Annotated in this window: 18 protein-coding genes; 4 read left to right on the forward strand and 14 right to left on the reverse strand. The window is 70.2% G+C overall.

Features of this window, described 5'->3' with window-relative positions; translation table 11 throughout:
* Window positions 1–98 precede the first annotated feature (98 nt).
* The 3 genes from CMC5_RS06650 to CMC5_RS06660 form a co-directional block, all read right to left on the reverse strand.
* Window positions 99–422: a hypothetical protein gene (locus tag CMC5_RS06650; RefSeq protein WP_050429618.1), complete on the reverse strand. Its 324-nt coding sequence runs from the start codon at window positions 420–422 to the stop codon at window positions 99–101.
* Between the two features lie 170 nt (window positions 423–592).
* Window positions 593–3,169, reverse strand: coding sequence for a penicillin-binding protein 1A (locus CMC5_RS06655; protein WP_082362287.1), 2,577 nt, complete (start codon window positions 3,167–3,169; stop codon window positions 593–595).
* Window positions 3,170–3,272: 103 nt separating this feature from the next.
* Window positions 3,273–4,448: a serine/threonine protein kinase gene (locus CMC5_RS06660; RefSeq protein ID WP_050429619.1), complete on the reverse strand. Its 1,176-nt coding sequence runs from the start codon at window positions 4,446–4,448 to the stop codon at window positions 3,273–3,275.
* Window positions 4,449–4,512: 64 nt separating this feature from the next.
* On the opposite strand from CMC5_RS06660, the gene pgeF reads away from it, so the two are divergent.
* Complete coding sequence (pgeF, locus tag CMC5_RS06665) at window positions 4,513–5,304, forward strand: peptidoglycan editing factor PgeF (RefSeq protein WP_050429620.1); 792 nt, start codon at window positions 4,513–4,515, stop codon at window positions 5,302–5,304.
* A 7-nt stretch (window positions 5,305–5,311) separates the two neighbouring features.
* On the opposite strand, the gene CMC5_RS06670 is transcribed toward pgeF, so the two are convergent.
* The 9 genes from CMC5_RS06670 to CMC5_RS06710 all read right to left on the reverse strand — a co-directional run bounded on the left by CMC5_RS06670 (window position 5,312) and on the right by CMC5_RS06710 (window position 17,552).
* Window positions 5,312–6,073 (reverse strand): PP2C family protein-serine/threonine phosphatase, encoded by a 762-nt coding sequence (locus tag CMC5_RS06670; RefSeq protein ID WP_050429621.1) that lies wholly within the window; start codon window positions 6,071–6,073, stop codon window positions 5,312–5,314.
* Between the two features lie 211 nt (window positions 6,074–6,284).
* Window positions 6,285–8,444, reverse strand: a complete 2,160-nt coding sequence (locus CMC5_RS06675) for a TPR end-of-group domain-containing protein (protein ID WP_050429622.1) — start codon at window positions 8,442–8,444, stop codon at window positions 6,285–6,287.
* Window positions 8,441–9,736, reverse strand: coding sequence for a hypothetical protein (locus CMC5_RS44040; protein WP_050429623.1), 1,296 nt, complete (start codon window positions 9,734–9,736; stop codon window positions 8,441–8,443). Before CMC5_RS44040 ends, CMC5_RS06675 begins: the two co-directional genes overlap by 4 nt.
* A gap of 111 nt (window positions 9,737–9,847) precedes the next feature.
* Window positions 9,848–11,173: a TldD/PmbA family protein gene (locus CMC5_RS06685; protein ID WP_050429624.1), complete on the reverse strand. Its 1,326-nt coding sequence runs from the start codon at window positions 11,171–11,173 to the stop codon at window positions 9,848–9,850.
* Window positions 11,174–11,185: 12 nt separating this feature from the next.
* A complete protein-coding gene (locus CMC5_RS06690) occupies window positions 11,186–12,748 on the reverse strand; it encodes a TldD/PmbA family protein (protein ID WP_050429625.1) in 1,563 nt (520 codons plus the stop codon).
* A 189-nt stretch (window positions 12,749–12,937) separates the two neighbouring features.
* Window positions 12,938–14,269 (reverse strand): omega-aminotransferase AptA, encoded by a 1,332-nt coding sequence (aptA, locus tag CMC5_RS06695; protein WP_050429626.1) that lies wholly within the window; start codon window positions 14,267–14,269, stop codon window positions 12,938–12,940.
* 23 nt (window positions 14,270–14,292) lie between these two features.
* On the reverse strand, window positions 14,293–14,940 hold the full coding sequence (locus CMC5_RS06700) for a LolA family protein (protein ID WP_050429627.1): 648 nt from the start codon (window positions 14,938–14,940) through the stop codon (window positions 14,293–14,295).
* Complete coding sequence (locus tag CMC5_RS06705; protein ID WP_063796226.1) at window positions 14,937–16,685, reverse strand: C45 family autoproteolytic acyltransferase/hydrolase; 1,749 nt, start codon at window positions 16,683–16,685, stop codon at window positions 14,937–14,939. The genes CMC5_RS06700 and CMC5_RS06705 overlap by 4 nt, the downstream gene beginning before the upstream one ends.
* Window positions 16,686–16,694: 9 nt before the next feature.
* Window positions 16,695–17,552, reverse strand: a complete 858-nt coding sequence (locus CMC5_RS06710; RefSeq protein WP_082362288.1) for a glycosyltransferase family 2 protein — start codon at window positions 17,550–17,552, stop codon at window positions 16,695–16,697.
* Between CMC5_RS06710 and CMC5_RS06715 the strand changes: the two genes are divergently transcribed.
* The 3 genes from CMC5_RS06715 (at window position 17,551) to CMC5_RS44045 (ending at window position 19,766) form a co-directional block, all read left to right on the forward strand.
* Window positions 17,551–17,742 (forward strand): hypothetical protein, encoded by a 192-nt coding sequence (locus tag CMC5_RS06715; RefSeq protein ID WP_050429628.1) that lies wholly within the window; start codon window positions 17,551–17,553, stop codon window positions 17,740–17,742. The genes CMC5_RS06710 and CMC5_RS06715 overlap by 2 nt on opposite strands.
* A 438-nt stretch (window positions 17,743–18,180) precedes the next feature.
* Window positions 18,181–18,558 carry a response regulator gene (locus tag CMC5_RS06720; RefSeq protein ID WP_169796466.1) on the forward strand — a complete coding sequence of 126 codons (378 nt, stop codon included), beginning with the start codon at window positions 18,181–18,183 and terminating at the stop codon, window positions 18,556–18,558.
* 233 nt (window positions 18,559–18,791) lie between these two features.
* The gene (locus CMC5_RS44045; RefSeq protein ID WP_050429630.1) at window positions 18,792–19,766 is read left to right on the forward strand and encodes a hypothetical protein; all 975 of its coding nucleotides are present in this window, start codon (window positions 18,792–18,794) and stop codon (window positions 19,764–19,766) included.
* 291 nt (window positions 19,767–20,057) lie between these two features.
* Here CMC5_RS44045 and CMC5_RS06730 read toward each other — a convergent pair whose 3' ends face one another.
* Window positions 20,058–20,618 (reverse strand): cytochrome c maturation protein CcmE, encoded by a 561-nt coding sequence (locus tag CMC5_RS06730; protein WP_050429631.1) that lies wholly within the window; start codon window positions 20,616–20,618, stop codon window positions 20,058–20,060.
* 200 nt (window positions 20,619–20,818) lie between these two features.
* Window positions 20,819–21,652 carry a hypothetical protein gene (locus CMC5_RS06735; protein WP_050429632.1) on the reverse strand — a complete coding sequence of 278 codons (834 nt, stop codon included), beginning with the start codon at window positions 21,650–21,652 and terminating at the stop codon, window positions 20,819–20,821.
* Window positions 21,653–21,704 lie beyond the last annotated feature (52 nt).

Consider the following 21,704-nt stretch of genomic DNA (forward strand, 5'->3'; position numbering starts at 1 on the left):
GGGGCGAGCGCGCAGGGAGCGCTCCAGTGCACTGCCGACGGTCGAAGCGCCGCATGGCGCGACGCATCGTGGTGCCATCGAGCACAGCGGCGACGACCTCAGTTCAGATCGTTGAGGCGCGCAGCACACTTTCCGTCGACGCACAGGCACGCCCCGCCGCAGTCCAGCGTCCCCTTGCGGCACTCCTGCGTGCACATGATGTCGCCGCACTCGGGCGCGCTCGCCTTGGCGACGCAAGCCGTGGGATGACAGCAGCTGGCGGGCACGCAGTCGGCGTCGGACTGACATGGCTCGCTGCCGTTCACGATGCTGCCGGTCGGTGGCTGCACCGGGGAGGTCGCCTGATCCGTCTTCTTCGAGCACCCCGAAGCACCGAGCAGGAGAGCGCCGAGGGAGAGCGTGCAGACCCAGAGCTTGCGCATGCGGCACCATGCGCCGGCATCCTGGTGCGTGCCATCGAGGCTGCTCTCTCAAATCCCGTCGGAAATGGCCCCAAGCGTCCGCCTGGGACCTCGCGCCGTTGCCCGTCCCAGCGAACCCGGGCCCGCGCGCCAGTGGGCCACGTGCCCTTGCCGCTCGGGGCCCTCGCCGCTCAGAAAGGAGGCGGCTCTGGGGGGTGTCCGGGGGGTTCGGGCGCCTGGCCCTTGTCCCGCTCCTTGACCGTCGGTGCCGGATCCTCCGCCTTGGTCGGCCTCACCTCGACCCCGGGATCCAGGATCACCTCGGGCAGCCCCTCGTTCTTCGGCTCCTCCACCACGGCGACCCCGGCATCGAGCCCCTCGGCCGCTGGCTCCTCGTCACCGCCGTCGACGCCCCCATCGGGCAGGGGAGCGAGTTCGGTCGGCTCGGTGCCAGCCAGGAAGATCTCGGTGAGCGCGTCCTCCTGGTTCTCGTTCGCGAGCAACCCTGTCGTCGGATCGATCTTCACCCGCACGATCCCTCGCGGCGCCGGGAAATCGGTGATGGGCCGCTTGTCGTGCGCCTTCTTCATGAACTCCACGAACGCAGGCAGCGCCGCGCTGGCCCCGGCTTCGCCACGCCCGAGGGGCACCGCGTCGTCGTAGCCCGTCCACACCGCGCACGCGACGTCCGTCGAGAAGCCCACGAACCAGGTGTCCTTCGCCTGGTTCGAGGTCCCCGTCTTGCCAGCGATCGGCCGCCCCAGCGCGCGGGCCGCCTTGCCCGTCCCGCTCTGCACCACCGAGCTGAGCAAGCTCGTCAGCACATAGGCCTCCGCTTCCTCCATGACCCGGTGCGACGGCGGCCGCGTGGGCAAAGGCAGCTCTGCGCCGTCCGGTCCCAGGATCTTCACGATGAGTTGAGGCTCCTCGTAGACCCCACCCGCGGCGATGGTGGCGTATGCCGTCGCCATCTCGCGTGGCGTCACCTCGTAGGCACCGAGCGCGAGCGACAGATCCGTACCGAGCTTCGCGTGGATGCCCAGCGAACTTGCGAAGGCGGCCACGTTCGAGGGCCCGAGCTGCCCCATCGCCGACACGGCCGCCACGTTCACGCTGTGCGCCAGCGCCTCCCGGAGGCGTGCGGGCGAGTGCCCCTCGCTCTCGTCGTAGTTCTGCGGCTTGTAGTCGCTCCCGAGCGCGGCAGGGTTCGTCTCCAGGATCGTCGCCGGCGTCATCCTCCGCGCTTTGATCCCGTACCCGAACACGAACGGCTTGAACGTCGACCCGGGCTGTCGCTTCGCGAACGTCGCCCGATCGAGCCCCCCGCGCGTCGCCCCGTAGCTGCCCACCAGGGCCCGGATCTCCCGGGTGCGCACATCGATCGCCACCAGCGCGCTCTCGGGGCCCAGCTCCAGGCGGAGCGGCACCGGCGCGGCGGGTGCAGCCGGCGCGGGCACATGGTTCACCACCGTCCCCGCCGCCGCGGGCTCCGCGTCGTCACCCTCCCGATCCTCGACCGCGGATGGCGGCGCTGCGCCCATCAGGCTCACCCGCACCACCTTCCCCACGTCCGCGAACTCGCTGGGCTTGAGCCCCTTCGGGTTGTACCGGTCCGCGTTCTTCAGCGAGACCGTGCCCCGCAGCGTGCCGACCTGCACGCTCAGCGTCCCCTTCGCGTCGTCCGTGCCCGTCACCACCCCACGGAACACGCGGTAACCCGAGGGCGACCCGTCGAACGCCGCCGGCTCCTTCTTCGCGCGCTTCAGCGGGCCGACCAGCTTGTGGCGCTTCGCATAGTTGTCGAGGTTCTTGCGCACGGCCCCGCGAGCGGCGCTCTGGAGGGCGGGATCGATCGTCGTGACGACCGTGTACCCACCGCGCTCCATGGCGGGCCCCGCCACCTGGCGGAGCATCCGCTGGGCCTCGGCCACCACCTCGGGCGCCAGCTCGTTCAGCGCCTCGGGCTCTGCCGCCAGCGTCATGGCCTCGCGCTTCGCGGTCTCCACCTGGGCCGCCTCCGCGAACCCCTTCGCCTGCATCTGATCGAGCACGAAGGCGCGCCGCGCCGTCGCCTTCTGCAGGTTGATCCTGGGCGAGTACACCCCCGGCCCCTTCACCACGCCGGCCAGCATCGCCGCCTCGGCCAGACTGACGTCGCGCACCCCCTTGCCGAAGTAGTAGCGCGCCGCCTCCTCGATCCCGTACCGGCTGTGACCGAAGTAGATCTTGTTCAGGTACAGCTCGAGGATCTCGTCCTTCGTCAGCTCCTGCTCGATCTTGCGCGACAGGATGACCTCGCGCGCCTTGCGATCGTACGTGCGCTCCGGCGTCAGCAGCACGTTCTTCACCACCTGCTGGGTGATGGTGCTGCCGCCCTGCCGCGTGCTGGTGGAGCGCAGGTTCACCGCGAGGGCGCGCAGCATGCCCAGGTAGTTCAGCCCTGCGTGCTCGTAGAACCCAGCGTCTTCCGCGGCGAGCACGGCGAGCTTCACGTGGGCCGGGATCTGCTGGATCCGCACCACCGTGCGCCGCTCGGTGAACAGCTCGCCGAGCACCGCCCCGTCGCGGGTGACCACGCGCGTCACCTGCGGCGGCTGGTAGTTCTTGAGCTCGGCGGTCGAGGGCAGCTCCGCCTCGAACCGCTGGATCCCCACGGCGACGGCGACGGCCCCGAGGGCGGCGAGGACCAGCAGGGCGAGCCCGAGACGCTTCAGCCACCGCGCGATCGCCGCGCCCACCCCTCGCTTCGCTGCTTCCCCAGATGCCATGGTTTTGTGCTGATGAACGCCGGAGACGACACTTCCCGTCCCGACGACCCGAGGGCCCGCGGACGCTAGCACGCCCCCCGCAGCACGGCCCAGCGGACGAGGATCAGCCGAAAAGCTTCATCGCCACGATCGTGAGCACGATCCCGGCGACGAGGCATCCCGCCGCGATGGCGACGAGGACGACGGGAGAGGTCGTCGGGCGCTGGGGTGGGGCGATGGGGCGCATCTGTGGGCTCGGCTGCACCTCCATCTTCACCGTGGGGGCCGGTCGAAACGCCGGAGAGCCAGCTTGCGGCGCTGGCTTGGCCGCCTCGAGCGCCGCCGCGTGCTGCTTGGCTGCTTGCTCCAGCACTGCCGAGTTGTTCGTCGGCATCATTGCCGTGAACCCCTTGCCTGCGGAGCCCGCGAACGGCTTCAGCGCCTCGGCGAAGTCTGCGGCCGTTGCATACCTGTCGTCCGCCTTCTTCTCGAGCGCCTTCTTCAGCACGCCCCACAGGCCCGCCGGGAACGTCTTGCCCGGCACCCGCTCGTCGATCGGGATCGGCGCCTTGTTGACGTGCATCTGGATGTGCTCCATCGGCGTCCTCGCCTCGAACGGCAGCTTGCCGGTGAGCACCTCGTAGAGGATGACCGCGAGCGAGTAGATGTCGCTCCGCGCGTCGAGCACCTTGCCCTGCGCCTGCTCGGGCGACATGAACTCCGGCGTCCCGAAGACCATCCCCTCCTGCGTGAGCATGATCGAGCCCGGACGCAGCTCCCGCTCCGTCACCTTCGCGAGCCCGAAGTCGAGGACCTTCGGGTAGTCCTTCAGCCCGGCGTTCGTGGAGAGGAAGATGTTCTCGGGCTTCAGGTCGCGGTGGACGATGCCCTGGAGATGCGCCTCTTGCAGGGCCCCGCAGGCCTGGATCAGCACGGGCAGCGCGCGCTCGACGGAGAGCGGACCCTCCTTGCGGACCACCTGGTTGAGGTTCCTCCCCTCCAGGTACTCCATGATGATGTAGAGCGCCCCGTCTTCGAGCTCGCCGTAGTCGACGACGCGCACGGTGTTCGGGTGCGTGAGGTGCGCCATCGCGCGTGCCTCGCGCCGGAAACGGGAGACGAGATCCTTCCGGTTGGTGAGCTTCTGGTGGAGGATCTTGATCGCCACCATCCGGTTCATGTCTGGCTGGGAGGCCTTGTAGACGGCACCCATCCCACCGGACCCGATCTTCTGGAGGATCTTGAACTTCCCCCCGAGGACTTCGCGCCCGATGTACGGATCCTGGGTGGCAGCGGTCATACGGGGGCGAAAATACCACGGAGCGCCCCGGGTTCGTCTATGAACGGGAGCGGCGAGGGTCACCATGAACGACGAGCCCCGGAAAGAAGCCGAAGCGCTCCACAGCGCGCTCCTCACGAAGGCCGGCTTCGCGCATGCCTTCTTCACGAGACGTGGCGGGGTGAGCGTGCCCCCCTGGGACACCCTGAACCTGGCGGCGTCCACCGGTGACGACCCCGCCGCGGTCCGTGAGAACCTGGCGCGGGTCGCGCGTCACCTGGGTGTGCCTGCCGAAAAGGTCTACTTCCTGAGCCAGGTCCACGGCGTCGATGCGCGCGTCCTCACCGGGGATGAAGCGCGCGACGAGGTGCTGACCGAGCGAGGCGACATCACCCTCTCGGCCACCTCTGGCGTGGCGTGCGGCATTCGCACCGCCGACTGCATCCCGGTGCTGCTGGCGGACAGGAACTCGGGCGCCGTGGCCGCCGTGCACAGCGGCTGGCGAGGGACGGTCGCAGGTGCTGCGGCCGCTGGCCTCCTCGCGCTCCGCCGGCTCGCCGATCCGGGCGCCAGGTACATCGCGGCGATCGGACCGCACATCGAGGCTTGCTGCTTCGAGGTCGGCGAGGACGTCGCCGAGCAGCTTGCCGCCTGCTCCTCCCTGGGCGCCGCCGCCGTGCTCCCGCGGGAAGGTGCGCCCCCACACGTCGACCTGAGGCGCGTGGTGCGCGCCCAGCTCGAAGCGGCGGGCCTCGACCCCGAGGCCATCGACGACGTCCCCGGCTGCACCGTGTGCGACGCCGCCCGCTTCTTCTCCTTCCGGCGAGACGGCCAGCGCAGCGGACGCCTTTTCTCCGCGATCGTCGCCCGCGCCTGAGCCTCCCTCACGACACCCGCACCACCACACACGTCACGTTGTCGTTCGCCCCGTGGCGGAGCGCCTGTCCGATCAGCCGCTCCACCATCGCCTCGGGCGAGCTGTCCTCGGACAGCGTCGCGTGCAGCTCCGCCTCGGCGACCGGCTCCCACAGCCCGTCGGAGCAGAGGAGCAGCACGTCCCCCCGCACCAGCACCTCCACCCGCGTGTCCACGTCGACACGGCGCTCGGTCCCGACCGAGCGCATCAAGATCCCCGAAAGCCCCTCGTCCAGCGCATCCTCCAGCTCCACACCGTGGCGGCGCACCTCCCCGAGCATCGAGTGATCGTCCGTCACCTGATCGAGCCGGCCGCGCCGCAGGCGGTAACCACGGCTGTCGCCCACATGGGCGATGAACGCGCGGTCGCCTCGCACATAGAGCCCCGTGAACGTCGTCCCCATCCCGCGCAGCGCCGGAGTCCGCACCGCCCGCTCGAAGATGGCCGTGTTCGCGGTGCGCACCGCATGAACGAACTGCACCTCCTCGCGCTCCTGGGAAGGGTCCAGCGCGTAGGGCCAGGTCTCTTCCGGGTCGTCTTCCTCGAAGCAGGTGCGGACCGTGTCCACGGCCATCCTCGAAGCGACCTCGCCTCCCGGGCGGCCCCCGATGCCGTCGGCGACCATGAACAGACCGAGCTTGGGCAGCGAAGCGAAGCTGTCGTCGTTTTTCTTGCGGACGTGCCCGATGTGCGTCCCGGCAGCGGCCTCGAAGCGGAGCGTCGAACCCATGACTTACCTCCCAGGGTCGACGGAGGTGGCGTCAGGCACTCTGCCGTCAACGGACGGCCGTGACCCCGACGCACCTCGCGAGCCCTACTATCTAAGTTCCGGGTAGCTCGACGTTTTTTCCGCCACGTGATGCAGGTTCCGCTCGTAATTACGCCAGCAACAATCTTCGATTCCTCGGCAAATCGCGTGCTCGGCGACCGGCCGAGGGCGCTCACTCCGCCGTTTTTTCCTCGACGCTCTGGACACTGGCCACCGCCAGCTCTTCCAGTCGATCGATCGCATCACCCAGGCTCCCCTCTTCCTCCGCCGCGGAGAGCGCCACCGCCACCAGGATCAGATCGCTCTCGCGTCTCAACCGCGTGGCGAACTCCAGCGACAAGCAGGCGAAGGCCGGGTGAGCGCGCATGACCGGTGGCAACTCGATCCCCCGCAGCGCGTCACGCATCGCCCTGGCGATGGCGCTCTCGTCGACGTCGGCGGCGACGAGCGCGCGCACGCCTTCACGGAGCCGCGCCCAGTAAACCCGCTCCGCGCGCACGAGCGGCGACGGCTCCAGGATCGCGTGGAGGTGATCGGTGAGTGCCTCCGCCCGCGCCCTCAGGGCCTCGTCGTGCGTGCGTTCCGCGGCCGCAGTGACGTGCTGGAGCGCCTTGCGCGGGAGCGCTGGTGCCGGTCGACGATCGGCGCCGACCAGCACCGCGAGCTGCTGCACCGCTTCCTCCAGCGCGTCGAGGGCGCGCTCGACCGCGCCCACCTCGAGGTGAAATCGACCAAGGTCCGTGGAGAGCGAGACCAGCTCGATGCGCGCCGTGACGTGGTCGTCTTCCTCGGCGCTCCCCTCCCTGGGGGCGGCTCCCTCCAGAAACGCGACGAGGCTCGCCCGTCCACGCATCACCCCCGCGATCGCCTCCTCCGGTCGCCCCTGATCGGCGTCGAGCCGGGCGAGAGCGCCGTACGATCGGGCCAGGCGCCAGTGCCTTTCACCCACCCCGTCGATGTGCTCCGAGAGCGCCATGCGGTAACAGCGCGCCGCCGCGTCGTGCTCCTCGCCTGCATGGTACGCCGCCCCGAGCAGGTGCCGCACCTCGGCCCGCCGCTCGGGCTGCTCGGGGAACGTTTGCTCGGCCAGCGTCAGGGCGCGCTTCAGCCGAGCGATGCCGTGCGCCGGACCCTTCACCGAGAGCAGCGCGTGACCCCAGCACGCCATGGCCTCCGAGAGCCGCGCCGGATCGCCGAGAAGCTCCGCGAGCCCCGTCGCCTCCTCGGCCGACTCGACCGCCCTCAGCCCCTCGCCCCGATCGAGCAACCGCCGCGCGTGCAGGATGAGCCGCTCGACCTCCTCGCTCGTCGGCGCGTCCCCTTCACGGCCCTGCGCGACCGCGAGGAACGCTTGCCGCTCCCACAGCGACTGGAACGCCTCGTCCCGCCGCGCCTTCGCGCCCCAGGTCGGATCGACCTTCACCGCTTCCCTCAGGTCGGCGACGGCCTCGCTCTCCCGCTCCAGCCGCGCGTGCGCGCAGGCCCGGTGGAAGTAGATCCGCCCTCGCCCCTCGTCCGCCGATGCCGCCCTCGCCCCGGCGCGGCGCACCGAGTCAGCCAGCGCCTCGTCACAGGCCGCGATCGCCTCCTCGTACCGCCCGAGTTCCGAGAGCGCCAGCGCGCGCGCCTCCAGCGTGAGCGCGTGGTCGTGATCTCCCTCGGCGGGCTCCTCGTCGAGCACCACCTCCGCCACCCCGAGGAGCTGCTCCCAGCGCCCCTCGCGCGCGAGCTGCGCCAGGCTGGCGCGCCGGGCATCGCGCGCGCCAGCCGCCTCTCCCCGCGCTCGCTCTTCGGCCTCCCGACGTCGCTGCGTAGCCCACTGCCCGAGCGCCGGCCGCATGTCGTCGTGGCGCGCCGCGACCTCGGCGAGCCGCCTTTCGAAGGCCTCCCATCCCAGATTCAGGACCACCGTGAAGGCTGCCCAGCGCACCGCCTTGGTGACATCCCCCAGCCGCTCCCCGAGAAGTGCGACGCTCTCCTCTCGCGCTCGCTCCCCCCGCAGCAGGAACCCCAGGTGCAAGAGCGACCGGACGCGCAACGCTGCCTGCGTGGCCTCTCGCGCCTCCGCGTGGACGACGTCCAGCCCTCGCCCTTCGAGCAGCGACCCGAGCTGCCCTGCGAGCGCCCCCTCGTTGGGGCCGCGGACCACCAGCATGGCTGCACCTGCGGGCGCATCGGCGATGAGGCTCAAGACATCCTCCCCCCGCCGCCAGCTCGTGGTGTGGAGCCCCGCGATCCACCCGGAGTCGTACGAGCGCGCGAACCCTTCTTGCTGCGCGAGGTCATCCACCTCGTCCCGTGTCCGAGCGGAGCCCAGGAGCTGTTTGATCAAGGCGTCACCTCGCCATCTCGGCGCTCACCCTCGTCGCCTTCACCTTCCTCGGCGTCGTCGTCGGAGCCCGCGCCATCGTCTTCCCCGTCGACGTCCTCGTCGTCGTCTTCATCGAAGTCCTCGTCGTCGTCGAAGTCCTCGTCGTCGAAGCCCTCCTCATCGTCCTCGCCGTCGACGTCCTCGTCGTCGTCGTCGAAGTCCTCGCCGTCGAAATTCTCCTCGCCCCCCTCGGGCTCCTCGTGCGGCGCCAAGCGCTCTTCGAGCTGCTCTCGCAGCTCCTCGTCCTCGGTCGTCGCGAGCACCTCGTGCAGCAGCCCCCGGTACGCATAGACGTTCGCAAGCTCCACCGCGGCCGCCCGCAGCTCCGGCACACCCGTCATCGCCCGCAAAAGCTCCTCCGTCGTCGTCTCCCCGGGGGCCAGCGCGCACTGCGCCAGCGCCAGGAACGGCGCCACGCCACCGCCGCGGAGGATCTCCCCCAGCACCTCGCGCGTCACCGTCGGCCCTCGCAACAGCGACCCCAGCAGATCCACGGGCAGATCGTCCGGCACCTGGAACGGCAGGTGCTGCTGTAGCGCCTGGAGCGCCTCCGGGTGGCTCGTCGGCTCGTAGCGCAGCTCGAACACGAAGCTCTGGGCCGCGTGCTCCTCCACCCGGAGCACACTGCGTGACCACAGGGTCCGGAACGAGAACGCCGGAAACCGCGCCGGGCTCTGCTCCTGCGACGCGTCGAGCAGACGCCGCAGCGCCAGCACGGACAGCGACGACCCGTCCACGGGCCACGGATCGTCCTCCTGAGCGCTGCCCCAGAACGACGGATCGAGCCACGTGTCCACGTCCAGGATCGACTGCGCCAGCGCATCGAGCCCGCTCGTCCCGAGCTGCTCCGACGTCCCCTTGAAGACGCGCACCACCCGCGAGAAGTGGTGAACGGACCGCTGCTCCTCCGTCAGGTACGGCGCGAGCGCGCCGCGCACGCTCTCCACCGTGGCACCGAGCGGAATCCAGAGCGGCGACGGCAGGCTCTTCCCCAGCGCCGCGAACAGACCGCGAGGCGCCTCTGGATCCAGCAGCACCGTGAGCTGCTCCTCCCGATCCCCCAGGCGAGCGTGCCGCACCGGCCCGAGCGCGACCGGCAAGCTCCGCTCGATGCGCTCCGCGCAGCGGACCTTGAACTCCCCCTCGCCGCGACCCTCGTTCCACGCGCGCAGCAGCTCACCCCGCTGTGCCGCCGCCTCCTCGGCCGTGAGCCACCGGAGCGGCAGCGCTTCCTCGCCGCGCAAGGCAGCCAACCAACGGGGGATCTTCTGTGAACTCGACGCCATCCAGCCCTCTCCGAAGAGGCGGCAGGAAACGCGATGGCCGAGCGCGCCGTCAAGGCACACCCGGCCCGTCGTGACGACTCAGGTGCCGGCGACCTGAAGCTTCTCGAAGACGAGGGTCGGCGTCCGGTTCGACGAGTAGAGGTAAGGATCGTTCCCCACCGCCACCAGCTTCTTCCACGTCTCCAGGTGGTTGCCGGAGAGGTTCATCTCCGCGATGGGCTCGGCGATCACCCCGTTGCGCACGGCGAAGCCCTTGAAGCCCAGCGAGAAGTCGCCCGTCGTGTCGTTCGAGTTCCCGCCCAGCCAGCTCGTGATCAGGACCCCGTTCTTCATGTCCTTGAGCAGCGCCTCCTGCCCCTTCGACCCCAGCTTCCAGGTGAGGTTCGACGCCGATCCCGAGCTGGGATCCACCTTGAGCTTCTTGCCGTAGTAGGTATCGATGAAGAAGCTCTTCAGCGCCCCGCCCTCGAACACCGGCCGCTTCCGCGCCGCGATGCCCTCGCCATCGTAGAGCCGGGAGCCCAGCGCGCGCGGCAGCAAGGGATCGTCGTCGATCGAGAGCAGACGGCTGCCGATGGTCGCACCGAGCTTCCCTTCCAGGAACGACCGCTTCTGCTGGAGCGCATTGCCGTTCAGCGCCCCCATCATGCGGCGCAGCAAGCTACCGGCTGCGCGGTTGTCCACGATGACCGACGTCACCGCCGACGGGATCTTCTTCGCCCCCACCGAGCCGAGGGCCCGCTCTGCCGCGCTGCGGCCGAGCTGGGCGACGTCGGGCAGATCGCCGTAGAACCGCACCGTGACCGTGTCGTAGTCCTCGGGACGCCGCCCGCTCGGGTCGCGTACGGAGGCCTCGGCGAACGCGCTGTAGTACGTCGAGTTCTGCGACCCCTCGAAGCCGTTCGAGTGGACCCGGTAGGTCTCCAGGTGGCCGTCGTAGAAGGCCGTCGTGACCGAGATGATCGCGTCGCTGCCTTTCACCGTGCGCGCCGCCGCCTCGATGGCCTGCGCCTTCGTCCGCCGGTCCACCGCGGTGAGCGCGCTGTGACGGGGATCCTCGAGCTCCAGATCGACCCGCGCCTGACCCTCGTAGAGCGCCGGCGCCGGGAGAGAGCGGTTCGTGTCCGGCGAAAGGGTGCGCGTCAGCCCGATGGCGTTGTCCAGGAACGACCCGATCGCCTCCGGGCGCAGGTCACTCGTGGACATGGAGGTGTACCGACCGTCCACGTACAGATCCACATCGAGCCTTCGCGTCGACGCCTCGCTGATCTTCTCCAGCTTGCCGTCGCGCCAGCTCACCGTCACCTCGCGCTCCAGCGAGGTCTTGGAGGCCACCTCGGCGGCGCCCTTCTGCTTCGCGAGCTGAAGCGCTTGCTTCGCGATGTCGAGCATCTCTTTGCCCATGATGTCCCCCTCTCAGCCCTTCTTCTGCGCGCGCCCGCCCACCGTCATCGAGGCGACGCGCACCGTGGGGATTCCCTGCGAGACCGGCACGGACTGCGCGTCCTTGCCGCACGTCCACCCGCCCTCGTCGATCACCAGATCGTCGGCCACCATGTCCACCTGCTCCAGCGCCTTCGGCCCGTTGCCGATGAGGTTCACGTCCTTGATCGGCCGCGTCAGCTTGCCGTCCTCGATGAGGTAGCCGTTGCGCACGTAGAACGTGAAGTCGCCCGCGCCGATCGAGACCTGCCCGTTGCTGAAGCTCGAGCAGAAGATGCCCTTCTTCACCGAGGCGATGATCTCGTCCTTCTTGTGCGGCCCCGGCAGCATGTACGTCGACCGCATTCGCGGCATGGGCGCGTGCTGGTAGCTCTCGCGGCGCCCGTTGCCCGTGGGCTTCACCCCGTAGTGCTTCGCCGAGATCGCGTCGTGCAGGTACGTCGCCAGGATGCCCTTGTCCACCAGCGTCGTGACGCCGGCCGGGTTGCCCTCGTCGTCGACGTTGATCGCGCCCCGCGCGTACTCGTTCGTCGCGTCGTCGACGATGCTCACGAACGGCTTCGCGACCGGCTTGCCGATCTTGTCCGAGTAGATCGACACGCCCTTCCGGTTGAAGTCGGCCTCCATCCCGTGCCCGATCGCCTCGTGCAGCAGGATGCCGGACGACCCGGCGCCGAGCACCACCGGCATCTCCCCCACCGGCGCCTCTACCGCCTCGAAGAGGATCACCGTGCGCGCCACGGCCTCGCGCACCACCCGATCGAGCCGGTCTCGGCTGTAGAAGTCGAGCCCGCTCCGGCCCGCCACGTTGTAGCTGTTCTGCTCGCGCCGCCCGTTGTGCTCGGCCACGCAGGACACGCTCAGCACCGTCATCGGCTGCACGTCCTCGATGAGCCGCCCCTGGCTGTCGGCGATGAGGATGGCGCCTGCCTCGTCCATGAAGGTCACCGTGACCTTCTTCACCCGCGCGTCGGCCTTCAGCGCGTTCGCGTTGATGCCCGTCAGGATCGGCAGCTTCTGCTCCGGCTTGACGTCGTCCCACCGGACGTTGAGCGGGTAGCGCTGCGGGAGCGCGTCCACGTGGAACGCCTGCGGCCCGGTTCTCGACGGCCCATCGGCCACCGCGGCGGCGGTCTGCGCCGCGCGGCGCAAGGCATCGCGGGTCAGCTCCTCGGTGAAGCCGTAGCCCGTCTGGTCGCCCTTCACGACCCGCACCCCGACGCCCAGCTCGATCCGACCGTACGCGCGGTTCACCTCGCCGTCTTCGAGCACGAAGTGGTTCCGCACCCGGTGCTGGAAGAACAGATCCGCGTAGTCGCCACCGCGCGAGAGCGCTGCCCCCAGCGTCTCCCGGATCATCCCCTCGTCGACCCCGAACCGCCCGAAGTAATTCACCCGTGCTGCATCCGCCGAGGGCTTCGCCCCCGCTGCGCTGGGCATCTCCAGCGCCCCCGGGGTCACCGGCGCGCTGCCACAGCCGAGCAATCCACCGGCCAACGCGGTGGCGCCGAGCTCGACGAAAGCGCGGCGGTTCATCCGTGAATCCTGTGAAGCCATCCCAATCCTCCCGAGAGCACGTGTTGCCGAGGCGGCGAGCATACACCGCGCTGGCGGTGAGGAGCGTGCGGTTCCAGGCTGGATCCGGACGCTCCTCGAAGCTCGCCCCCCCAGGACCGAGAGGGACGGCCGCTTATTCCCGGGATGGATCGGACTCGTGCGGGAAAATCAGGACACGCTGTCGATCGCGCGGCGCAGGATGCCGAACATCTCGGTGATCTGCGCCTGATTCACGATGAGCGGCGGCGAGAGGGCGATGATGTCGCCCGTCACCCGCACCAGCAGACCTTCCTGGTAACAGCGCACGAACACCTCGTAGCCGCGGGCGCCCGGCGCGCCATCACGTGGCGCGAGTTCCACGCCGGCGACGAGGCCCAGGTTGCGCAGGTCCACCACGTTCGGCGCGCCGCGCAGCCCGTGCACCGCCTCTTCCCAGGCCGGGCTGAGCTTCTTCGCGTTCTCGAACAGCCCCTCGTCCCGGTACACGTCGAGCGTCGCCAGCGCCGCAGCACAGGCCAGCGGGTGCGCCGAGTACGTGTAACCGTGGAACAGCTCGATCGCGGCCGCGGGACCCTGCATGAACGTGTCGTGGACCCCCTTGCGCACGATCGTCGCGCCCATCGGCACCGTGCCGCTCGTCAGCCCCTTCGCCGCGGTGATCATGTCCGGCTGGACGCCGAAGTAGCTCGCCGCGAACGGCGCCCCGAGCCGCCCGAAGCCGGTGATCACCTCGTCGAAGATGAGCAGGATGCCGTGCTTGTCGCAGAGGCTGCGCAGGCGCTGCAGGTAACCGACCGGCGGGATCAAGACACCCGTGGACCCCGCGATCGGCTCCACGATGACCGCCGCGATCGTGGACGCGTCGTGCGTCGCCACGATCCGCTCCAGCCCATCGGCCAGCTCCTCACCGTGCTTCGGCTGCCCCTTCGAGAAAGCGTTCTTCGGATCATGCGTGTGCGGCAGGTGATCGACCCCGGGCAGGAGCGGCCCGAAGCTGCGCCGGTTGTTGCTCAACCCGCCGACCGAGATCCCGCCGAAGCCCACCCCGTGGTAGCCCCGCTCCCGGCCGATGAGCCGCGTGCGCCCCGCGTCGCCGCGCGCCCGGTGGTACGCGATCGCGATCTTGAGCGCCGTGTCCACCGCCTCCGACCCCGAGTTCGAGAAGAACACGTGGTCGAGATCCCCGGGCGCCAGCGCCGCGATCCGCGACGCCGCCTCGAACGCCTTCGGGTGCCCCATCTGGAACGCCGGCCCGAAGTCCAGCGTCGCCGCCTGCTCCTGGATCGCCTTCACGATCGGCTCGCGACAGTGCCCCGCGTTCACGCACCACAGGCCTGCCGAGCCGTCGAGGATCTGGCGGCCATCGTGGCTCGTGTAGTGCATGTCCTTCGCACTCACGAGGAGGCGCGGCGCGCCCTTGAACTGACGGTTCGCGGTGAAGGGCATCCACCAGGCGGACAGGTCGCTCGGGATCTCTGCTTTGCTCGACGGCTCGGTCATGATCGGGGTTCCTCCAGCGGCGATCAGGGCTGGGGCGGCTTCATGCGCGCGGGATCCACCTTGGTGTCCCGCTGCGCTCGACCGAAGGTGATCACGCTCCGATCACCCCCTGGCTCCTCGATCACCACCCGCTTGACTGACCACAGCTCCGGGCCGGCGGAAAGCTCCAGCCGTGTCACGAGCTTCGCCACCTCGGCAATCCGGGGTTTCGCCGACAGGGTGAGCCCGTCCTGACGGCTCGGAACGCTCATCTCGTAGCGGCTCCGCAGCTTGCCCAGATCCCCTCCGAGCAGGATGAGCAGGTCCCCCAGCACCGCCCCGAAACGCCCGGCGGCCCCCTTGCCGGCGCCCCCGCCCCCCTTCGGCGTCGCGTACCCGAAGCCCTCGGGCGAGACCCAGTAGGTGATCGCGTCCGGCGGCTTCAGCTCCCACCGCAGCCGATCGGGCAGCACCAGCGTCATCTCCCCGTCGCTCTTCACGGCCGTCGCCAGCAGCCCGATGGTCCGCTCCTGCGTGAACGGCGCCACGATCGACTTCACCCCCGCCCGTGCCTTCGAAAGCTCGCGCAGCGCCTCGTCCACCTCGTCGGCCAGCGCGCGCCCACCGAGCGCCACCGACCCCACGCACCCGAGCGCACCCCCGAGAAACCGCCGCCGTTCGCTCGACCTCATCGCGCCTCACTTCCCTCGCGCGGCGCCTCGGGCCCGCCGCTTCCATGCTGCGGCGCCACGGGGCTGCCGCTTCCATGCTGCGGCGCCACGGGCCCGCTCGTGCCATCGGGCCAGGGGCTCTCCCCCTGCTCGTTCGTGTGCCGTGCGCCTGCTCGGACCCAGGCATCATAGGCGCCGTCGGTGAGCGCCGGATCCTCCGGGACCGCCTGGAGCACGTCTTCGCCGTCTCCTGGACCCCCTGGCGTGAACGCCGGGTCGAGGAGCTTCTTCAGATCGAACCGGACGAAGCGCCCGAGCAGGTGTGGGCTCTCGCTCACCCACAGCGCCCGCCGCGTCGTGTCCATCACCACCCCGTGCGTCGCGATCAGCGCATCGATGGCGCGCCGGTCCCCGAGCGGGAGGTCCGCGCCCCCCACCCCCTTCCGGTCCCGCAGCACCCCCACCACCTGCTCCACCGACGCGCTGGCAGGCAGCCCGGCGAGCAGCTCGTCCAGCCGCGCGCGCCGCGCCAGCGACGACGTCTCCTGCATCACCCGCCGGTTCGCCGGATCGGCCCCCAGCGGCCCCTCGAAGTGGTTGGTGAGCGGCACCTTCCCCCGCCCGCGCCGCGCGTGCAGCGGCACCCCGGGGGCGCGCTCCGCCACCGCCGCCGACCCGCTCGCGTCCCCCAGAAAGATCATGTGCGAGACCATCGGATCGGTCGTCGCCAGCAGCGCCAGCGCCTCGTCCACCGTGCGCGCCCGGCCCAGCAGCTCCCGCATGGTGTGCGCCATCGGCTGCCCCGTCACCTGAGGCCGCGACCCACGCCCCCCGTGCACCACCGCCGCGAGCCCCTCCGCGTTCATCCCGCTCACCGCGCCCGCGAGCCCTGGCCACGAGACCGAGGCGTACGGGATCCGCCCCTCCTCGTGCATCAAGAACACCGCCTTCTTCTCGTCGAAGATCGGCAGCACCTCGAAGTCGAACGCCCGCGCCAGCACCGCCCCACCCCCCTCGAACGCCCCGTCGCTCAGCGCGAAACTCGTGCACCCGATCAGCGGCGAGTGCTCGAACGACAGCGAGATGTCGTAGAGCGCGTGCAGAAACACCATCCGGTGGTACGTCGGCAGCCGATCCGCGAACGGATCCGGCGAGAACGCCGCCGCGTGGGCCGCGATCTCCCGGCGCCGCTCCAGCGGCATCCCCCCGTCGACCCGCCGGAACTGGAGCCGCGACAGGTCCATCAAGAGCCAGCGCAGCGGCGCGAGCGGCACGAACCGCTCGAACTCCGCGTGCAGCATCCCCTCGTTCTCGATCATCTCCTCGCGGAGGAGCCGACCGTGCTGGTGCCCGATCTCCTCGGGCGTTCCTGCGAGGCGCACCTCCAGGATCTTCCCGCGCTGCCGCGCGTACCCGCGTCCCAGCACGCGCATCCCGTCGGGCTTCACCTCCCGCTCCCCCGTCACCTGCGCGATGGGCGGCGGCTCGATCCTCGTCCCGAACTGCAAGCCCAGGTGCAGGAGCGGCACGCCCACCACGAGCCCCGCCAGCACCATCAGCTTGCGCCGCTGCCTCGCCAGGAAACCTGGCCGCGCGGCCGGCGGCGCTGCCGCCTGGGATCCGGGCGTCGCCGGGCTCGGTGCTGCTGCGTCGGGTGCTGCCGCGTCGGGCGTCGCCGGGCTCGGTGCTGCTGCGTCGGGTGCTGCTGCGTCGGGCGCCGTCGCCTCGGAGGCCTTGGACGATGCCATGGAGGGATCGGCCGTCATGGGGTGCTCCTAGGGCGGCGGCGGCACGACCGGACGGGAGACCGGCAGAGGCGTCGCCTCCACCTCCACCAGCGGGCGCACGTCGTCTCCCGGTGCGGCCTCCGTGGTGCTCGCTGCGGCCGGCGCCGACGGGGCCTTGCGCACGGGCTGCGCTGCCGGCGCTTCGCTCGCCGGGACGCGGCGGAGGCCCCGGGTGAGCGCCAGCGTCTCGACCACCCGCACCACGATGCGCGCCGGGTCCCGCACCGAGTCGAAGTGCGTCAGGCGCTCGTTCTCCGGCGGATAGATCACCTCGATCGGGACCTCGACGATCGGCACCTGCCCGGCGATGGAGCGCAGGATCACCTCGGCCTCGAACGCATAGCCCTCATCCCGGACCCCGAGCGAGAGCGTGCGCCGCAGCGGGTATCTCCGCAGCCCGCACTGCGTGTCGCGCAGCGTGCGCCCCGCGAAGAGCGACAGAAAGAAGTCGGAGATCCCGTTCGAGATCTGGTTCGCCCGCGGCGCCCCGGCGCGCCTCAGATCGCGGAGCCCCAGCACCAGCGCCTCGACGTCCGGCACCGCGAGGAGCCGTGCCGCCTCGGCGGGCGGGTGCTGCCCGTCCGCGTCCAGCGTCACCGCCACCTCGAAGCCGACCCGGAGCGCGTGCTCCATCCCCGTCCGCAGCGCCGCGCCCTTCCCTCGGTTCAGCGGGTGGCGCAGCACCGTCGCCCCTGCGGCGCGCGCGACCTCCGCGGTCCTGTCGTGCGACCCATCATCGACGACGAAGACCGCGCCGGGGACGGGCCACAGCGCCGCCGTCGCGCGGACGACCTCGCCGACATGGCGCTCTGCCTCGTAGGCCGGAATGACCGCGCAAGCTCGCATGACGCTGGGGGTCTACCACGTTGCCCCATCGATCGAACAGCGCACCGCAGGGCTCCAGCACGGATCACCCCACGAAATGCGCCTCTCGTTCCAGGCGGCGCGCGCCTTTCGCAGCAATCCGTCGCGCGTGCGGGCAGGCGACCGGCCGTTCGACGGCCAGGAGCCGCATGCCGCCGCTGGTTCGTCCTGAAAGCTCCAGGGGCTCCGGCCGCCCAGCCTCCGCTCGTCAGCGACGCCTCCGCTCGTCAGCGACGCCTCCGCTCGTCAGCGACGCCTCCGCTCGGTGATGGCAGCGCCCAGACGGACGAGGGGATGAGGCTTGCGGACATCATGTTGAGGCCTGTTCGACTCATCGCCGAACACCCAGAAGCTCCACGTTCTGGTGGGATTTCCCTGCTGTTGCACCCGGCATGGTGTGTGACACTGAGCGATTGAACGGCGTCTCCGCGCACAGGTCGACCCGGTGCACGGTGACCCGAACATCACATCAACCCAAGCTCCTCCACCCTCTCCCGAGGGGAGGAAGGAGCGTCACGGCAGGATCGAGATGACGGAGATGACGCCGGCGCCCCATCGCCAGGTCGTGCGAGACGACCGTCATCGCGATCCCTTGCACCTCAGAGGTCCCATGAAGGTGTCCACGGCCATCATCGTCGGCAGCGATCCGTACTGCGCCCGGATCCTCGAGTTCGCGCTGAACCGCCGCCGGTTCAACGTGATCCGCGCCCAGCGCACGCTGGGCTTGAACGGCCTCCTGACCGCGTTCCGACCCGAACTCGTGCTCCTCGAGCGCGACATGCCCGATCTGGACTGCGCCGCGGTGATCGGCTTCCTGCGCGCTCGCCCCGAGACGCAGGACACGCGCGTGGTGCTCTACTCCCGGAAGGACGAGCCACCCCTGGGCGACGAACTCACGCAGTGCGGAGCAGACGGCCATGTCGCCGTCGCGCGTGAAGTCGCCGTCATGGACCGCGAGCTCGATCCATGGCTCCCCCTCGCGCCCTGACCATTTCCCGCCCGGACGGGTTTGCGTCCTGACCGATGCCTGCGACAGCGAGCGGCTCGTCATGGGCCGCCTCGTTCAGCACCTTGCAAGTTTCGTCGCGTTGCGGATCCGACAGAAATCCGAAGACTCTACTTGCGGGCCATCCCCACATTGGGTTGTCCTGTCATCCAAGGTGCTCGTGTCAGCGTATGGCAGGGCCGGATGATGTGAACCTCCAGCAGGGTGTGAGGCGGATGATGTACCGCGCATGGCTCCTCGGGCCGATTCTGGGATTGAGTGGCGTGTTGGGGGCCGGTGCTTGCGGCACCGGCGATGATGAACCTGGGACCAGCCAGAGCAGTGGGACGAACAGCTCTGGCGGAGGGACCACGACCACGAACTCTGGCCCGGGTGGCGGGGGTCCGGGCGGCGCGGGCGCTCAAGGCGGCGCTGGCGGTCAAGGCGGTGACAGCAGCCAAGGCGGTGCGGGCGCTCAGGGCGGTGAAAGTGCCCAGGGGGGCGCCGGTGCTCAAGGGGGTGACAGTGGCCAGGGTGGCGCGGGTGCCAGCGGCGGCGGCAACGGCCAGGGTGGCGCGGGCGCCAGCGGCGGCGGCAACGGCCAGGGTGGCGCGGGTGCCAGCGGTGGCGGCAACGGCCAGGGTGGCGCGGGTGCCAGCGGCGGCGGCAACGGCCAGGGCGGCGCGGGTGCCAGCGGCGGCGGCAACGGCCAGGGCGGCGCGGGTGCCAGCGGTGGCGCGGGCGGCATGGGCGGCATGGGCGGTGCGACCAGCTCCTCCAGCGTCAGCAGCAGCGCCTCCGGAATGAACCCCTTCTGCGGCGACACCGTGTGCAACCCGGGTGAGACCTGCACGAACTGCCCGCAGGACTGCGGCATGTGCCCGAACACCTGCGCTCATGACAAGTGCGCCCTTGGCCCGGCGCTGGTCTCGTCGTGTGACCCGTGTGTGGCCCAGATCTGCCAGGCAGACGATTTTTGCTGCACGGAGGAGTGGGATCTCCTCTGCATCTCGGCCGTCTCCTCCGTGTGCGGACAGACCTGCCCGAACACCTGCGCGCACGACGTCTGCGACGAGGGGCCGCCGCTCGTGTACGGATGCAGCCCCTGCGTGGCGGCCGTTTGCGACTACGACGATTACTGCTGCGCGGCCGAGTGGGACGATACCTGCGTGTTCCTGGCCGACTACTTCTGCGAGAGCAACTGCTACTGAGCCTCCCGAGCGCCGACTCGTTCGACGTCGGCGCGCGGCGCTGAAGACGACCCGCTGCCGTGGCGCGCTTTGCGTGCGGCGGCGGCCTCGACCCAGCATGGCTCTCCTCTCGACGAGGCGCTTCGACTCGACGAGGCGCTTCGACTCGACGAGGCGCTTCGGACGAGGCGCTTCGGACGAGGCGCTTCGGACGAGGCGCTTCGGACGAGGCGCTTCAACGAGGCGCTGTCAGCGGCAGGGAGCGAGGGATTCGCGGCAGAACGGCGGGGAGAGGTGAAGCGTGCGCGCGCTTCAGTTGCGCGAGAGCGGGCCGTCGAGCTTCTTGTCGTCGCCCTGGATCTCGTGCGTCGTGGGATCGTACTTCGACGTGCACTTGGCCATGACCAGCGTCGCGTCGAAGTTCCCCTCCTGGTTCAGGGAGCCCTCGACCGTCACCTGGACGCCGGGCACGTCGCGGAACGTGTCGGGGATCACGCACTGCGCGTAGCGCACCGGCATTTCGTTCTGCGGGCTGTGCAGCGTGAAGCGGTACTCGCAGGGCTCGTCGCGCTTCACGAGCGTGCCCTGGATCAGCTCGCCTTCCACGCGCACCTTGCGGCCGGTGAGCTTCTCCTTCGACTCGAAGAGCTGATCGACCGTCAAGGCGTAAACTGCGGCCTCCTTGAAGCCCACCAGGAAGAGGGACACGAGTGCGCCCCCCATCACCAGCAGCACCGCCAGCAGGCCGAGGTTGTTGCGCCCCGGGTTCCTGCGCTCGACCGGGCGGGCCGCAGCCTTTTCCACCGGCGGTGCATCTACCTGCTCGCCCTGCTTGAGGGCCTCCGCCAGCTCTTCGTCCAGCTTCTTGCTCATGAGCGTACCCCAGCCGCGGAGGCTAACCCGGCCGGGGCGCGAGGTCGAGCCTCGCGAGCGCCGCGCAGACCGCTGACGACGGGATCGCCGCGACCGCGGAGAAAGACGCGGACGGCGGCACCCGAAGGCCCCGCCGTCCAGTCAGCGAACGATGCGGGCGGCGGCACCCGAGGGGCCCCGCCGTCCGGTCATCGAGAGCTTCACTTCGTCTGCTTCGGCTGGGCCTTGTGGATGGTGTGGCCCGTGGACACGAACGAGCGCGCCTCCTGACGCAGCTTGCCCACGTTGGTCGTGTCCGTCGTCGTCAGGATGAGGTGCACCTGGTTCGGCCGCTCCTGCATGCTCGCCCGCGCGCCGAGCTGCCCGACGTCGAAGAGCTTGCACTGCGTCGACGCCTCACCGCGCTGCGACGTCGTCGACATCGGCGCCATGCGCGACTCGATGCGCTGCACCGTCTCGCGGATGGCCGTCAGTTCCGTGCCCGTCTTCGGCGCGATGACGATGCGCACGCCGTTGTCGATGTTCTGGACCTGCAGCCGGTTGGCTTCGGTGAGCTGCTTGCAGAGCTGCTGCTCCGACATGGCGTCGGCCGGCAGCCCCCCACTCTGACCCAGCATCGCTTGCCCCTGGGCCGTCTGGTTCTGCCGGACAGCGTTCTCCCCCGTGGCCATGGGCATCTCCACCTCACCAGGCCGCGCGGGGCCGTGGTTCATCCGGATCTCGCCCTGATTGTCCGAGGGTTGCGGGTTGGGCAGGATGTCGGTCTGCGGCTGCCCCGGCAGCGCGGTCTCGATGCCCGCGCGCGGCCGACCATGCATCCCCATCGGGTCGTCGTGCATCGCGTGGTAGTCCGGCGCCAGCACCGTCCGCTGCTGCCTCCCTTCGGCGCTCGTGGGCGCCTGTGATTCGAACGTCTCCGAGCGGCCCGGCGACCGCGCTTCGCGCGTGCGATCGCTGGCACAGCCGGCGGCGAGCGCCGTCGTCAACGAGAGCGCGCCGACACAGAGCAGAGAGCGTTGAAACGATGACTTCATGGGAGTCCTCCGTGATCTCGCCGCGGACGTATTGCAGTCTCCGTGCCCGCGG

The organism is Chondromyces crocatus (genome assembly GCF_001189295.1).
Lineage (GTDB): Bacteria > Myxococcota_A > Polyangia > Polyangiales > Polyangiaceae > Chondromyces > Chondromyces crocatus.

Coding starts and splice junctions, on each gene's coding strand:
- CMC5_RS06650 (WP_050429618.1), bottom strand. CDS start 422: ATGCGCAAGCTCTGGGTCTGCACGCTCTCCCTCGGCGCTCTCCTGCTC.
- CMC5_RS06655 (WP_082362287.1), bottom strand. CDS start 3,169: ATGGCATCTGGGGAAGCAGCGAAGCGAGGGGTGGGCGCGGCGATCGCG.
- CMC5_RS06660 (WP_050429619.1), bottom strand. CDS start 4,448: ATGACCGCTGCCACCCAGGATCCGTACATCGGGCGCGAAGTCCTCGGG.
- pgeF (WP_050429620.1), top strand. CDS start 4,513: ATGAACGACGAGCCCCGGAAAGAAGCCGAAGCGCTCCACAGCGCGCTC.
- CMC5_RS06670 (WP_050429621.1), bottom strand. CDS start 6,073: ATGGGTTCGACGCTCCGCTTCGAGGCCGCTGCCGGGACGCACATCGGG.
- CMC5_RS06685 (WP_050429624.1), bottom strand. CDS start 11,173: ATGGGCAAAGAGATGCTCGACATCGCGAAGCAAGCGCTTCAGCTCGCG.
- CMC5_RS06690 (WP_050429625.1), bottom strand. CDS start 12,748: ATGAACCGCCGCGCTTTCGTCGAGCTCGGCGCCACCGCGTTGGCCGGT.
- aptA (WP_050429626.1), bottom strand. CDS start 14,269: ATGACCGAGCCGTCGAGCAAAGCAGAGATCCCGAGCGACCTGTCCGCC.
- CMC5_RS06700 (WP_050429627.1), bottom strand. CDS start 14,940: ATGAGGTCGAGCGAACGGCGGCGGTTTCTCGGGGGTGCGCTCGGGTGC.
- CMC5_RS06705 (WP_063796226.1), bottom strand. CDS start 16,685: ATGACGGCCGATCCCTCCATGGCATCGTCCAAGGCCTCCGAGGCGACG.
- CMC5_RS06715 (WP_050429628.1), top strand. CDS start 17,551: ATGACGCTGGGGGTCTACCACGTTGCCCCATCGATCGAACAGCGCACC.
- CMC5_RS06710 (WP_082362288.1), bottom strand. CDS start 17,552: ATGCGAGCTTGCGCGGTCATTCCGGCCTACGAGGCAGAGCGCCATGTC.
- CMC5_RS06720 (WP_169796466.1), top strand. CDS start 18,181: ATGAAGGTGTCCACGGCCATCATCGTCGGCAGCGATCCGTACTGCGCC.
- CMC5_RS44045 (WP_050429630.1), top strand. CDS start 18,792: ATGATGTACCGCGCATGGCTCCTCGGGCCGATTCTGGGATTGAGTGGC.
- CMC5_RS06730 (WP_050429631.1), bottom strand. CDS start 20,618: ATGAGCAAGAAGCTGGACGAAGAGCTGGCGGAGGCCCTCAAGCAGGGC.
- CMC5_RS06735 (WP_050429632.1), bottom strand. CDS start 21,652: ATGAAGTCATCGTTTCAACGCTCTCTGCTCTGTGTCGGCGCGCTCTCG.